At 41.5% G+C, this 14,272-nt stretch carries 10 protein-coding genes, 1 tRNA gene and 1 pseudogene; 8 read left to right on the top strand and 4 right to left on the bottom strand.

Annotated features, from left to right (window positions below):
* Nucleotides 1-17 precede the first annotated feature (17 nt).
* Together ADH67_RS05505 and ADH67_RS05500 are read right to left on the bottom strand one after the other, a co-directional pair.
* Nucleotides 18-683, bottom strand: coding sequence for a response regulator transcription factor (locus ADH67_RS05505; RefSeq protein WP_066595776.1), 666 nt, complete (start codon nt 681-683; stop codon nt 18-20).
* 223 nt (nt 684-906) lie between these two features.
* Nucleotides 907-3,291, bottom strand: coding sequence for a PAS domain-containing sensor histidine kinase (locus ADH67_RS05500; RefSeq protein WP_066592867.1), 2,385 nt, complete (start codon nt 3,289-3,291; stop codon nt 907-909).
* 154 nt (nt 3,292-3,445) lie between these two features.
* On the opposite strand from ADH67_RS05500, the gene rpiA reads away from it, so the two are divergent.
* From rpiA to ADH67_RS05480, 4 genes are all read left to right on the top strand, one after another.
* Complete coding sequence (rpiA, locus tag ADH67_RS05495; protein WP_066592866.1) at nt 3,446-4,132, top strand: ribose-5-phosphate isomerase RpiA; 687 nt, start codon at nt 3,446-3,448, stop codon at nt 4,130-4,132.
* 198 nt (nt 4,133-4,330) lie between these two features.
* Nucleotides 4,331-4,421 (top strand) — tRNA-Ser (locus tag ADH67_RS05490).
* 194 nt (nt 4,422-4,615) lie between these two features.
* Nucleotides 4,616-5,905, top strand: coding sequence for a tyrosine-type recombinase/integrase (locus tag ADH67_RS05485; RefSeq protein WP_066592863.1), 1,290 nt, complete (start codon nt 4,616-4,618; stop codon nt 5,903-5,905).
* A 91-nt stretch (nt 5,906-5,996) separates the two neighbouring features.
* Nucleotides 5,997-6,992 (top strand): type II restriction endonuclease subunit M, encoded by a 996-nt coding sequence (locus ADH67_RS05480; RefSeq protein WP_084081471.1) that lies wholly within the window; start codon nt 5,997-5,999, stop codon nt 6,990-6,992.
* Here ADH67_RS05480 and ADH67_RS05475 read toward each other — a convergent pair.
* Entirely contained in the window at nt 6,984-8,057 is a 1,074-nt protein-coding gene (locus ADH67_RS05475) for an IS1595-like element ISBuba1 family transposase (protein WP_066591293.1), read from the bottom strand. The two genes, ADH67_RS05480 and ADH67_RS05475, sit on opposite strands and share 9 nt — an antisense overlap.
* Before the next feature lie 121 nt (nt 8,058-8,178).
* On the opposite strand from ADH67_RS05475, the gene ADH67_RS05470 reads away from it, so the two are divergent.
* The 3 genes from ADH67_RS05470 to ADH67_RS05460 all read left to right on the top strand — a co-directional run bounded on the left by ADH67_RS05470 (nt 8,179) and on the right by ADH67_RS05460 (nt 11,863).
* A complete protein-coding gene (locus ADH67_RS05470) occupies nt 8,179-9,225 on the top strand; it encodes an HsdM family class I SAM-dependent methyltransferase (RefSeq protein ID WP_236578512.1) in 1,047 nt (348 codons plus the stop codon).
* Nucleotides 9,222-10,343 (top strand): restriction endonuclease subunit S, encoded by a 1,122-nt coding sequence (locus ADH67_RS05465; protein ID WP_066592861.1) that lies wholly within the window; start codon nt 9,222-9,224, stop codon nt 10,341-10,343. The genes ADH67_RS05470 and ADH67_RS05465 overlap by 4 nt, the downstream gene beginning before the upstream one ends.
* 362 nt (nt 10,344-10,705) lie before the next feature.
* Nucleotides 10,706-11,863, top strand: a complete 1,158-nt coding sequence (locus tag ADH67_RS05460) for a thiaminase II/PqqC family protein (protein WP_066592859.1) — start codon at nt 10,706-10,708, stop codon at nt 11,861-11,863.
* Between the two features lie 134 nt (nt 11,864-11,997).
* Here ADH67_RS05460 and ADH67_RS05455 read toward each other — a convergent pair.
* Nucleotides 11,998-12,282 (bottom strand): annotated as a pseudogene (locus ADH67_RS05455) (HU family DNA-binding protein); the annotation flags it as partial.
* Between the two features lie 233 nt (nt 12,283-12,515).
* Between ADH67_RS05455 and ADH67_RS05450 the strand changes: the two are divergent.
* Nucleotides 12,516-14,234, top strand: coding sequence for an IS1634 family transposase (locus ADH67_RS05450; RefSeq protein WP_066592857.1), 1,719 nt, complete (start codon nt 12,516-12,518; stop codon nt 14,232-14,234).
* Nucleotides 14,235-14,272 lie beyond the last annotated feature (38 nt).

Here is a 14,272-nt window from a genome sequence, read left to right as displayed (position 1 = left end):
TCATCTGTTTTGAAGTCTTAGCTAATGGAGCTATCTTTTAAGGGAGCCTTGTTGGCATTAAGAACCACTCTCATCAAATCTGCAACTGTGCCTGAGTTTGTTTTATCCATGATGGATGCTCTGTGAGCTTCTACAGTCTTGATAGAAATTCCAAGGTCAGAGGCGATTTGTTTGTTCAAGCGGCCGCTGACGATTCTCTCTAAAACATGTTGTTCACGCGGCGTAAGCTTACTTAACAAGGCATCGTTAAGAGAGCGGCGTTCTGCTCTGATGCGTCTCTGTCTGGCTTCCTGGAGCATTCTTTCAACCTGAGAACGCAAAGCAGCCTGGTCGAAAGGTTTTTCAATAAAGTCGACAGCTCCTTTCTTCAAGGTGGAGACAGCCATGGAGACATCACCATGTCCGGAAATAAAGATAATTGGGATGTCGCATTTACGGGCAATCAAGTGTTCTTGAACCTCAAGACCGCTCATACCCGGCATTCTTACGTCCAATACGAGAACTGCGATAGCATTGGGATCGAATTTAGCAAGGAACATCTCGCCGCTGTCGAAAAGTTCGACGCGATAGCTAGATGCTTCTAAGAGCCACTTAAGAGAGTCTCTAACAGCTTCGTCATCCTCTACTATATAGACGACACCTAATGTCTCAAGATTGTCTTGAGTGTAGTTTTTCGAGGTCATCTGAATCATCTGTACGCCTTTCAGAAATTATTCTCAATAAAGTTTATACGAAGATTTTTAAATTTAAGGTTCGCTGCTCACGCTAGAATGCTAACTAATTTGAGCTACCCTAATTATATACTTTTTATAAATACCCCGCGGGTATTACCCGTGGGATAATGATAAAAAAATTCAAAAAATTTTCACTAAAGTTCAGATCATAAGTAGTTTTCTCTAAGATTTTCTAATTATTTGCAACGATTTTAAGTTCGAAGGAAAATATTGTTCCGCCTCCTGGGTTATCTCTAACTTCAAGCCTTGTATTGTGGGCTTCAGCAATAGTCTGGCACGTACTCAAACCGAGACCGAGTCCGTTCTTTTTAGTGGAGAAGAATGGAGTGAATAAACTTGCCTTCATGGTGTCGTTTATTCCCGGTCCATGATCTTCAACAGCAATCGCTACGTGATCTTCTTCTTTTGTGACTCTGACGGTGATTTCTAAATTCGGACTCTTTGCCTCAGTACATGCATCTGCTGCATTGCGGATGAGATTAAGAAGAATCTGCACCAGCTGTACCGGATCGCACATAACTGTCGGAAGAGTTTTCGGAACTTCGTAATTCAGACGAACACCGTTGTATTTCTTTTCAATAAGTTTTCCCAGTTCCATCGTATCGTTAAGAACATTTCCGAGAAGAATCGGTTCAAGGCTAGTTGAACGTCTCTTAGCAAAGGAGCGGATGTTTTTAATAATTTTGTCGATGCGGGTAGCCTGAGCGGCAACTTTTTGGAAAACTTCAATAACCTGCTTTTTATTTACCTCAGAAGCGTTGTCCATCACTTCGATAGCGGTACTCGTATAAGCGACGATCGCCGTGAGTGGCTGGTTGATTTCATGAGTAATCGTAGAGGCCATTTCACCCAGTGTAATTAACCGGGATGAAATCTCCATTTTGTTTGTTTGTTCCTCTAGGGTTTTTTCACTGATTTTCTTATCAGTGATGTCTTGCGCAGTTTGGAGCGTTACGTGAGATCCGCCGGGAAGTGTAATTCTGCTCTCTGAGACGTTGAACCATTTCTTCATCGAGGAGACCCAGATGTCTCCCGTGCGCTTACCCTCTGCATTAAACGGTTCATGGAAAGAGCGCGAAATATCTTGGTGCCCTTTAACTGTAGAACCCATCGTTTCCACATATAAGTCATTGCGCATTCCAAGAATATTTCCCGAAGGCTTGTGAGTGACTACAGAGATACAGGAATTCACGGAATTCAGGAGTTTCTCATAAGACGCAATCGCGTCATTGATCAATGTTTGAGAATTAAAGTCGTTTGTATTATCGCGAATCAAGTAAATCCAGCCCGATTGCTCTCCATCTTGCGAATAGAAAGGCGAAGCTAAGAGCATTCCTTTGATCTTCTGAGAGTTCTTTTTCCGAATAGTGATATCGAACCGATACGGAAGCTCGGAAGCATTCAAGTCTTTAGCTGAAAGAATTGTAGAGGGGAGAGGAGTTGAATCTCCCCAGAAAGGATAGGGACTTTCTTTTCCGAGAAGTTCGTTTTCTGAGTAACCGCAAAGATTACACATTGACTGGTTGAGATAGATGATGGTTGAGTTCATATCCGTGATCAGAACTCCCATCAGCATAGAGCGCTCGATTGATCTTCGTAATTCAACTTCCTTTGTTGCCGCATCCAATGCGTTTTGATTCTGCACCATCTTTTTATATAAAAAGAACAGCAACAAGAGGAGGAACAACATCAAGCTGCCAAGCCAAAAGAGTAAAGGGCTGGCAAAAATTAAAGGACTTTCTACAAGATTGCAGCCATAGAGCTGAATAGAAGAGGGAAGAGGGTCAGCGGAACGAATATAGCTTGGAATTGTGAAGTCGTCAGGAGGATTGTAAAGAGCGTTGCCTGCGATTAATTCTGTTCCGTGCATCAAGCTAAATTCGTAATCTGACCGAAGAATATTGGGAACAGATTCCTCAAGAAGTCGAGAAAGAGAAATACGGGCGAGGAGTGCGTATTCTTTTTCATTCAATGTAAACGGATAGATAATTACCGTATTAGGAGAGGTTGAATCATATGGGATTTCCCAATAGCTGCTGTAAACGACTCGTTTAGTAGCAAATGCGTCTCGGATACTGTCTCTTACTACGGGCGGATAATCAAGATAGTTATATTGTCGGAAACTTTCGTTTCGAATACGCGGTCCTACGAGAGAAGTGATTCCTTTTCCATTGGGCTCAATGAGTCTTAAGAGAATAACCTCAGGGTTTTGGAGTAAAAATTCTCGGCCGTATTTATCGAAGACTTCTTTGTTGGGGCCTTCTTGCTCTAATTTCTCAATAACCCTGGCCATGGTTGAGCTGGTCGAAGTCAATCTCAGCTCAATGTTGTTTGCCACCTGGATTGTGCTTTTCATAATGTTCGTTCTTAGGATGGTCTCGTTATTTGTCCGAACATTGATATATAAAGCGGCAAAGATAACAATAAGAAGGACCGCTATCGCCCAAATGAAAGGGGCGATTTCAGTAGATAATTTAGATTGTTTTTTAAGAGCGGTGACAGATTCACCAAAACGGTCCATTATCTGACTGCTGTAAGTAGAGTGGGCTTCGCTCATGAGAAACTTTATTATCGCTAAGGTCTGAAAGTATATAACCAAAATATATTCTGATTTGAAAGACCAACGGCGAAAACAAATTTTGTTTTAGAGAAAACTCGCTCAAGAGGATAAAATCACATGTAGTTTTTACCTAACTTAAGGACAAATAACAATGGATGAGCAGGCAAGAAAGAAAGAGCTGGCTGCCAAGGCTGCAGTCGACTATGTTATTGAAAATGAATATTTAGGGGTTGGTACCGGTACGACAGTAAGCTTTTTTATTGCCGCTCTTCAGCAATCGGGGAAAAAAGTTAAAGCCTGTGTTTCCAGTTCAGATGCAACTACAAGACAGCTGTTAGCATTTGGTTTTCCGGTAGTAGAGCTGAATGAAATTCAAGGAAGAATTCCTGTTTATGTTGACGGCTGCGACGAAATTGATGCCAATTTCAACATGATTAAAGGTGGCGGCGCCGCTCTTACAGGCGAAAAAATCGTTGCTCAGGCCAGTGATAAATTTGTTTGTATTGCCGACGATACAAAACTTGTGAAACAGCTCGGCGCTTTTGCTCTGCCGTTAGAAGTTCTTCCCAAGGCAGTGGAACAAATTAAAAAATCTATGGAAGGTATTCGGGGAGTTCCTAAAGTCAGAGAATGCATCACTGATTACGGAAACAACATTATTGATGTGTCCGGTTTACAGATCCAAGATCCTTTAAAGCTCGAGGAAGCCATTAACCAATTACCAGGCCTAGTTACCTGCGGAATTTTTGCCAAGAGAGGAGCGGATGTTTTAATTGTCGGTTCTTCTGACGGCATCAAAATTACAACTAAAAAGAATAAATTCTCTTTTAAGAAGTAAGTAACAGCTGTATCTCTTTCTGCTTTTTTAAGTTTGAGAGAAAAAGCTTTTCAAAGCCTCTGGAACGAGGAATTCCGGAGTTTTTGTTTTTATTAGTTTTTTGGGGAGGTAGAGAATTTGTCACAATTAGGGCGAAATAAATTTATTCGGCAGAGATGACAAACGAAAAAAATTTGTATACAATGCTGACTTCTTTACGGAGAGGTGGCCGAGTGGTTTAAGGCGCACGCCTGGAAAGCGTGTAAACCCTTTAAAGGTTTCGGGGGTTCGAATCCCCCCCTCTCCGCCATTCATTAGTTCGCATAAGTTCGTATGCGTTCAAAAATCCCCTAAAATTCAGAAAGTTGCGAAACAATTGTAACAAGCGTTGTTCGTATAAGTTCGCATGAGTTCGCATGCAGCCGCAACTAAATGGTCACTAAACTGGTCACTAAATTTTGAGTTTTTTCTTCTTAGTGACCACTTTGAATTTGGAGTTTTTGGATGCAAGTTTCAACGGTCTTAGAAATCAAAAATCTAACGGCGGAAGGATATTATTCAATTACCGGAAGCCGAGGCCTTCAATTGCGTGTCACCAAATACGGCAAAGAGTTTTATTTCCGCTATTCATGGAAAGGGAAAAGACAACTCTTCAAGATAGGCACATCCGATTCGGTTTCTCTTTCGGATGCCAGAAAAAAAGCTATCGAGCTCTCTGAGCTGGTCCGTAAAGGAACAAACCCAAAAGAACAAAAAACCGCTGGAAAGGAAGAATGCACCGTAGAAGTTAACCGTAAGACATTCAAAGAATGTGCACTTGATTGGGTTAAAGAAAGAGCCACCAATAATTTCTGGAAAAACAATGTCAAAGGAGAAGCTAATACATTAAGCAGATTATCGAACCATGTTTTCCCGAAAATCGGTGAAAAGGCAATCGAGAGTATCGAACCGGAAGATATTAGGGACCTTCTGCTCCCTGTTTGGAACAGGAGTCCTTCTACATCTTCAAAAGTTCTCGCTGACGTTAGAGCTATTTTACGATGGGCAATCGCACTTCGTATCAGAGAAAATCGCGAGAATCCGGCTGATCTTTCTGGAGCTCTTGGGGTCTTAATGGAGCCATACAATAAAAACAGAAAGGAAGAGGAAAATTTTTCCGGGTTAGATTTTCACGAAATTCCTGAGTTTGTAAAAGACATTAACACTCTGAGAAGCAGAACAGCCGAGATGCTTCTATTTTCGATTTTTCTAGCTGCCAGATCTAAGCCTGTTAGAAATGCCAAGTGGTCAGATATTGATATTGGGAAAAAAATTTGGAATGTGCCGCCGGAAGATGACAAGGTTAAAGGCTCAAAACGTTCCCGGACTATCTTCTTAAACGAAGCAGCTGTTACGCTACTCAAGAATGTTGTTCGGTTCAGTGAAAGTCCATATGTTTTTTGTAATTCCTACGGAAGGCCCTATTCCGATATGGCTATGAATCAACTCATTCGGAAAGCCCACGCAAGAAAGAAACTTCTGGACGGAATCGGCTGGATCGACAAGGAAAAATCAAAAAGAACCGGAAAGGAATGTATCGCTACTCAGCACGCGACTGCTCGCAGCTGTTTTGAAACTTGGGCAAAGGATGACGTGCTCGGGAATAACAAACAATTCGATAAAGAGGCCATAAATCTCAATATGCTTCACGAACGGAATGATCCTTATAAAGGAGCCTACGACAGAAGCAAAATGGAGCAAGAACGCAGGAACATAATGGAGGAATGGGGAAAGTTTTGTACCCAGCTCCTATAGCAGTGAAAAGCAAATACACAATTCTTTAGAATGGTAACGGGGCGGTCTTTTCTTAGGACCATTGACTAAAAAATGAAATCTTTCTTTTCGCATGACTAAAACAGTTACCAAAAATAAAGTTCGATCTGTAGAACCGCTTATTGCCGATCTGGCTAACGGGTGGATGAAATCTTATAACTTAGACTACAAACTTGAACAAGAGCCGTTAAACACAGAAATCGACAAGGCACTGGACGAATATTTATCCAAAAGCGGAGGAAAAGGAGGAAATAGACCTGACGCAAAACTGCTGCTACAAGATAAAAACCTCAACTATTGGCCCGTTCTTATCGAATACAAAGGCTATAAGGGTAAGCTTGAAAAACTCGACTCTTGCGGGAACATTGACAACTTAACAGCTCGGAATGAACCTAACTATTCAAACATCAAATCTTTTGCGGTAAACGGTGCTGTCCACTATGCAAACGCTCTGCTCCACCATACGAGCTACACCGATATCATTGCCATTGGGATGACGGGTTACAAAGACGAGCTGGGCAAACTAAAACACTCAATTGCGGTTTATTACGTCTCTAAAAATAATTTGGGTGTAGGACAAAAAGTCGGGGAATACACAGATCTATCATTCTTACCCCCCCCCGAATTTGACAAGTTTATTGAGAAAGTTAAAACCTTAAATATCAGCGCTGAACAACTAGAGCAATTAAGAGAGCGAAAAGAACAAGAAATTAAAGCCAGCTTAGTCAAGTTAAACAACGACATTTATCAGAACGAAAAAAACTTGTCTGAAGATGACCGGGTTTATCTCGTTGCCTCCTCCATCATCGCCACTCTTGGAGTTCCCGGAAAAGTAAAGCCTTTGGAGAAAGAAGATCTTAAATCCTCCCCGGAATCCGGTGAAACTGACGGAGAAATTATTCTCAGGAAAATTAAGGCATTTTTGACAGAAAAGGCTCTGCCGGAAACAAAAAAAGAACTGATCATCAGAACTCTTCAAAATACTCTAACCAGTGATAACTTAAACAAAATCACTGCTGGGGAAACCCAGCTTAAAAGAGTCTTTAATAAAAGGCTCTGTTCAGAGTAAGTATTGATCTTTGAGTAACGGCAATGGATCCCGTTTAGAGATATTTACCGAAAAACTTCTTTCCTCAACTCCGATAGTAAAAATTTCATTCTTCAGGATCTTAATTTTTTCCATGAAACTCTCTTTGGCAAAGGTCACAAAGTTGTTGTAAACGATGTAGTTGTTGAGATACTTAGTGGCAACCCCTCTAAACCGGATATTTGTCATTGCCTTGAGGGCGGAGTGGTAATAATTAATCAGCTGGATATTGAAGATTCCTTTCTTGTGTTTCTTTGACGGAATTTGAACATGTTTAGCCTTGCAAGATTCGGCTAGCAAGGGGTAACCTCCAAGACTGTCCGTTACAAGAGTGGAACCGGGAAGAATCTTGCACCCTAAAGCAGTTTTGAGATTCGCGGTTGTGGGTTTCCCAAGATTGCAAACCACGCCTGTGCTCTTTCCCTCTAGGTTTACGGCTGTCGGCACGCAAACTTTCTCATCAGACAGGCCTCTTTTCGTGGAACGCATTCCTCTTTTTTTCGGTTCTCTGCCGGCGGGCTGAGCCGAAAATTTTCTTGATCCTTTGTAGCTGATCGAAAAGTAGACCTCGTCAGCTTCGACGACGCCTGTCAGTTTTACCGAGTTGTGTATCTTTTGTAAGCCGTCTAGCAGCCGATGGCGCCACTTGAAAGAGGTATCCAAGGAAATTCCGCACCTTCGTGCGCACTCTCTGAGAGGAAGCCGGTCCATGAAGCACTGGACGTATTTGAACCATTGAGAAATTTCTTTCTTGCAATGGTTGAAAAAGGACCCGCTGCTCCAACCAAAGCTTTTGCTGCAATCTCGACATATAAAGCGTTGAGTCCCACAGTGTCTGCCGTTTTTTACAACTTTTAATGAGCTGCAGTGCGGACAGGCGGGCCGACCTGACCGGCTGACATCGAGCCTCTTGCTTAGAAAGCTTTCGACTCCATCGGAGTTGTTAATGGGTTGGCTATCAACGAGAACTTCCAGAATGCAAGATCTTTCTTCAGCGCTTAAGGCAAAAAACTGCGAAAGGAGCTTATCTACTGCTGTGGTAAACATAGGGTACCTCCTTAACTTAAAAATACCCCTTAAATGGAGGCGCGACAACTAATATCAATACTTACTCTGAACAGAGCCTAATAAAATCGTCGATGACCTTGGCCGTTATTACAAAATCGGATTGACAACAGACTTTACCGGCAAACTCTTTAATGAAATGTATGGTTGGCTTGGTTTTTCTCAAGACAAATTAAACGATGTCGTTCTAACACCTTCCTACGTTGCAAAACTTCTAGTTAAGTTAGCCAGAGTGGATAGGAATTCCTATGTTTGGGACTTTGCCACTGGTTCTGCCGGATTATTGGTTGCGGCTATGAACGAGATGTTGATAGATGCAAAAAACCATATTACTTCCCCTGACGAATTGGCCCGGAAGGAAGCAACTATTAGGGCCGAACAGCTACTCGGTTTAGAGGTGCTTCCGAGCATTTATATGTTGGCTATCCTCAACATGATTCTCATGGGGGACGGCAGCTCCAACATTCTTAATAAAGATTCATTGCACGATTTTGACGGAAAATATGGCTTCGGGAAAATAACTGAAAAATTCCCAGCCAGCGCCTTTGTCCTCAATCCACCTTATTCTGCCGCTGGAAACGGAATGATTTTTGTAGAAAAAGCTCTTGGAATGATGAACAAAGGATACGCAGCCATCATTATTCAAGGGTCATCTGGCAACGGTAAGGCAGTTGATTACAACCGCAGAATCCTAAAAAAACATACTTTATTGGCAAGTATCAAAATGCCAATTGACTTGTTTATCGGAAAATCTAACGTGCAAACCTATGTTTATGTTTTCCGCGTCAATGAGCCACATCAAGCTGATGACACTGTAAAGTTCATCGACTTTTCTAATGACGGATACACTCGGACAAACCGTAAAAAGGCCAGCGTCAACCTGAAAGATACGGACCATGCTAAAGAAAGGTATGACGAGGTTGTACAGCTTGTGAGGTTTGGCAAAGATAAACTTAAGTACCTTACAGAAAAAGAATATTACGAAGGGAAGATTGATCCTAAAAGCGGAGCAGATTGGAATCAAAGCGCACCGGTTGATACTCAACCTAAATTAAAAGATTTCAAAAAAACTATTTCTGACTACTTGGCGTGGGAAATCACTAATCTACTTAAAAACGACCATGAGGAGAATTTTTTGTTGGGAAAATGATTTCCCCACTTAGCCATCGGTTTGTTCAGGCTAAGTGGGGAGGATTTCATCTAAAGGACCTCTTTGAAATCAAATCGTCAATCAAAAGATTCGATGCCAACAAAGTCACTGTATTTGAACGTGGTCACCATCCATACATCATCCGTTCTGGTAGCAATAACGGGCAGCGAGGCTATCTTAAGGAAAATGAAAAATTCCTTAATGAAGGAAATACAATTTCGTTCGGTCAAGACACAGCTACTTTGTTCTATCAAAAGGAACCCTACTTCACAGGCGATAAAATAAAAGTCTTAAAGTCAACGTTGCAGCAGTTTGAACAAAAAGAAGCTCTATTTTTTATAAGTTCATTGAATAAAGCTTTTTCAAATTTTTCTTGGGGAAGCTCAAGATTTAATGTCAAAACAATTGGCAATCAAATTTTTAATCTTCCAGTACGAGAAGATAATCAAATTGATTTTGACTTTATAAACTCATTTATGAGACAACTAGAAATTGAATTTTTAGAGGTTTTGAAAAATTATCTTGCTGCCTCCGGGGCGCCCGATTTTTGCTTTACGAAGGAAGAAACTCTTGCGATTGAAAGCTTAAAAACAAAAAAATTTAAAAATTTTAAAGTTACTGATATCTTTAATATTAGAAACACCAGTAGCCTTCTCTCAAGAGAAATCATCTCAAACTCTGGCTCGACTCCTTATCTCAGTGCAAGTGCCGAAAATAATGGAGTAAACAGTTTTATTTCTTATGATCCTTCATTTTTAAATAAAGGAAACTGTGTTTTTATTGGAGGAAAAACTTTTGTTGTCTCGTATCAAGAAAAAGATTTCTTCTCTAATGACAGCCACAATTTAGCCTTATACCTTAAAGAAAAGAAATACTCTCATAAGGACATCCTCCTCGGGTTGGCAACCTGTATCAACCTGAGCTTGAGGCATAAGTACTCTTGGGGCAATAGTATTAGTTCGCAAAAAATAAAGCATGACTTTGTAACATTACCTTTAGAAGACGGTCAGCCCGATTTTGAATTTTTAGGAAACTTGACGGCTGCATTGAAAAAACTAGTTTTGAAAACTGTTGATGATTTCGTAACTGAAAAGACCTCAGAATTAGTTACTCAATGATTTTTGAAGATCCCCGAAACCAAAGGTTTCGACCGCGATAGCGGTGGGCAGGACAGCCGAAAATTTCCAATTTTCGACCGAGCGACAGCGAGGTGCTGATGCATTTTTAATATCAGGTCTTTAGAACTGATATAAAAATGCGATCCTGCCTTAGTTCTTTTTTGCTTTTAATTTGGTTTTAGAGGGGACGCTAAGCGCTCCCCTCAACCCCTAGCCCGGCTAGCCTCGCTTTTTCAAAGTGAGGCTGCAAACGGGCTCTGATTTTCTAAGTTGGTCTTAAGTTTTCCACAGCCGGTTTACACGGCTTGTGGGAAACTTCCTCTCTGCTTGCAGTTGTCCATAACTAACGCCTAAGGGAGCGCTTGGCTCCGGCACTGGCTGTAGCGACCGGGGTTGTTGTGGGCAACTGCAAGGGCCGAAAAGTTTATTTGAATAAACTTTTTGAGAAGATTGAACCGGTCCTTTTGTTCCGACTCGATCCGGTTTTCAGATTAAATCTCAAGTTTTCCATAGCCGCTTACAGCGGCTTGTGGGAAACTTCCGCTCTGCTTGCAGTTGTCCATAACTATCCCCAAGGAAGCGCTTGGCCCAACACTGGCTGTAGCGACCGGGATTTGTTGTGGGCAATTGCAAGGGCCAAAAAGTTTGTACGTACAAACTTTTTGAACAGAGAGGCCAAAACTAACTTGTCTAGTAGGGAGACCGTGCAAACACTTACTTCAAAACAATTTTTATGTGCGATGTGTGAGGTCTCTGCCTGTACACAAGGAATACAATTTTCGATTCATATCTACCAAGGTCTAAAAATGTTAAGGAGAAATTTGTTTTTACTTTTGCCTCTAACGATGTTAATTCCGAATATTGTGCGCTCCGAAGAGTTGTGGACTGAAGAAGCTGAAAAGCGTGCTTTAGAAACTGTTCGTTCAATAATAAATAAAGGTTTTATTCCATCAGCTATTTCTGGAAACCTTCCATTGAAAGTTTTCCTAAAGTATTTGGAACAGAATGCTTTGTACTTGAAGAATTACGCAGATGTTCTTTCAGACCTTGCATTAAAAACATCAAATAGAGAAGAATCTGATTTTCTGAGGAAAAGCTCTAAAGAGGCGACTGCGTTGGTCGAGTATACGAAAGAACTATACGAGCACATTGGTAAGAAAAAATTTCCCACTATCATTAAACCTTGTATGGAGAACTCTGAGTACATTCAATTCGAATCAAATCTAGTACGTAATAGTTCTTTTAGTATTGGATTAGCATCTGTTTACCCCTGTTTTTGGGTTTACGGAGAAATTGGAAAAGCGATTCAAGCGAAAGCAATTTTAATTGAGAATCCCTATCACTCATGGTTGGAAGGTCTAGGGGACCCACAGTATCTGAAAACCGTAGATCAAATTAGAGGTTTTTTGAACGAGCATGCAGTAAAACTTAAGGACAAGGAGAAAAATAAAATGACTGAGGCCTTCCTAAAAGGATGTAATCTGGAACAAAAATTTTTTGATTCTGCTTTTCACAACTAAATTCCTCTAGTTGCGTGCAAGGGCTTGTGGGCAACTGTAAGAGCTAAACAGTTGGTCTAAACCAACTTTTTGAAAACACCCTAGAAGTCAAAAGGCCTCCGAAGAGGCCCTTTGACTATGGTACTTTCTATGAATTATTTCCCGTTAAGTGCGTCCTTGAACATTTTCCCGGCTACAAATTTCGGCTGTATAGAAGCCGGAATTTTGATTTCTTTACCGGTGGCCGGATTGCGTCCGGTTCTGGCGGCACGTTCGGCAGATTTAAAAGTACCGAAACCGATCAACGCGATTTCATCACCGGCCTTTACCGTTTTGACCACTTGGGCAATAAGGGCCTCTAAAATTTCTTTGACGTCGGCCTTGGATTTTCCGGTTTCTTCGGCAACGGCTGCAACCAATTCAGTTTTGTTAAATTCGTTTCTCCTTAAAAAATTGGGGTTTGTAAAAAGTAAGAGTAAACCTTAATAGGAGTTTTCTTAATCTCTCTTTTTATAGGAATATCAAATTTTATAATCCTTAAAGTAACCAAAAACGATCGATAAATTTAAAGAATCCTCTCTTTCAACCGTAATTATCTGAATTAATTGCGGTTTTTTCTCGTATTTTTTTTTGTAATCGTATTATAATACGATTATTATTGAGAGGTGCAATTATGGGCAGACCTTTATCAGGCGTTCCTCATGTTGGAAGACGTACGGAAACCAGAAAAGACGGAACTAAATACATCTATGAGAGGACCACTATTTATGACCCTCAGACCAAGAAGATTAAAGTACTTGGCTGTAAATTAATCGGTAAAATCCTCAAGGGAAGCAATGAGATTATCAAAACTCGTCCTAAAAAGCCTGCCGCGCCAAAGCCTGTTGCACCGGTCAAGGTTGCAAGATCTCATGTCGGCGCCTCCGAAATTCTGGATTTTGTCGGAAAACAGAGCGGCATTGATACCTGCATTCTTCGTTCGCTTCCGCAAGCCGAAGCACTCAAGGCCATCAGCTTGGCTCGTTATTTAGCAGCTTGTGACCGAAAGACACTTCCGGGTATAGAGACTTGGCAGCTCAATCATCAAATTCCCTATCTCGAACCTTTGACGGAACGAGTGTACGGGACACTTTTTGAACAACTCGGGCGAAACGAATCTTGGATTCAAAATTACTTCCGGCATATTGCATCGACGCTTGAAAAAGAGCCCGCCCTGGCCCTGGATTCAACGACCTTCTCAACTTACTCAACAAATCTCAAGGAAGCCCGATACGGCTTCAACAAGGATGCTGATGGACTTCCCACGATTAAATTTGTGACTTTGTATTCGGTGAAAAACAGGCTGCCTATCGCTTATTGCAAGCAGCCGGGCAACATTCCCGATGTCATCAGTATTCAAACTGCACTCAAGCAGCTAAGTGTTCTCGGAGTAACCAAGCCTTTGATTGTTACTGACAACGGTTACTACAGCATGGGCAACATGGTTGAATTTCTAGACTCGAATATGAAATTTCTAACCCTTGCATCCCGATCGGCAACTTGGCTTCGCGATATCGTGGAAGAAGCACTCGCAGAGTTGGACAACCTCGACAACATCTGCCCTTACGACACGCAGGTCAAGGGAAAAACCGTCAGCAAGATGCAGGAATTCTCACGTCTGCGTCACAGAAGCACGGCTTCTGCCAAAGCAGGGGAAACTCAGAAGTTTAGCCGCAGAATATACGTCCACATTCTGAGGAACTCTGAAATACAGACTTGCAAAACAAGAGCATTAGAGGAAGAACTTACAGCACTGAGAAGTACGGTATTGAGCGGAGAAGAGCTCTCCGAGTCTGCGGCAAAGAAAGTTGAAAAATATTTGATTCTGAGCCGCCAGGGACGCGGAGGAAAATTAACCGTTAAATTTAACCAGGAAGCCTTTAACGAAACAGCTAAGTTCTTTGGATTGTTTGTGCTGGTATCGAACAAAGCTCAAGACTGCTTTGAGGCGTTAGAAGATTATCGATTGCGGGAAAAAACAGAGGAAGCCTTTGGAATATATAAAGAATATTGTGACGGCAGAAAGCCGAGAGTCTGGACAGGCGACCGCCTCAGAGGAAGGCAATTCGTACAGTTCATTGCTTTGAGCTATCGATGCTGGTTAATAGGAAAGGTTCGAGAAATCAAAGAGTTGTTGGCTAAATGGCTGGTAGAAAAAGAAAAGAAATCTGAAAAATCCAAAGCAGAGAAACTGCTAAGCTGGCTGGATAATAGGTCTCTGGCTCAGATTCTAGATTGGTTCGACTGCATTGAGGAAACAACTGTGGCGAGTAAGGCCGGAGAAATTCGTTGGAAAACGGAATCTATAGAGCGAGACAAGTTCTTTTTATCTCTGTTAGGAATGATAATTTAATGATCGCCTTCGGTTACTTTTAGGTTATAATCGTCGAA

It is taken from the genome of Turicimonas muris (assembly GCF_002221595.1).
Lineage (GTDB): Bacteria > Pseudomonadota > Gammaproteobacteria > Burkholderiales > Burkholderiaceae_F > Turicimonas > Turicimonas muris.
This window is presented reverse-complemented; position numbering and strand designations above follow the sequence as displayed.

Bases quoted from the DNA above. Each gene is read 5' to 3' on its own strand.
- ADH67_RS05505 (WP_066595776.1), bottom strand. From the start codon at position 683: ATGACCTCGAAAAACTACACTCAAGACAATCTTGAGACATTAGGTGTC.
- ADH67_RS05500 (WP_066592867.1), bottom strand. From the start codon at position 3,291: ATGAGCGAAGCCCACTCTACTTACAGCAGTCAGATAATGGACCGTTTT.
- rpiA (WP_066592866.1), top strand. From the start codon at position 3,446: ATGGATGAGCAGGCAAGAAAGAAAGAGCTGGCTGCCAAGGCTGCAGTC.
- ADH67_RS05485 (WP_066592863.1), top strand. From the start codon at position 4,616: ATGCAAGTTTCAACGGTCTTAGAAATCAAAAATCTAACGGCGGAAGGA.
- ADH67_RS05480 (WP_084081471.1), top strand. From the start codon at position 5,997: ATGACTAAAACAGTTACCAAAAATAAAGTTCGATCTGTAGAACCGCTT.
- ADH67_RS05475 (WP_066591293.1), bottom strand. From the start codon at position 8,057: ATGTTTACCACAGCAGTAGATAAGCTCCTTTCGCAGTTTTTTGCCTTA.
- ADH67_RS05465 (WP_066592861.1), top strand. From the start codon at position 9,222: ATGATTTCCCCACTTAGCCATCGGTTTGTTCAGGCTAAGTGGGGAGGA.
- ADH67_RS05450 (WP_066592857.1), top strand. From the start codon at position 12,516: ATGGGCAGACCTTTATCAGGCGTTCCTCATGTTGGAAGACGTACGGAA.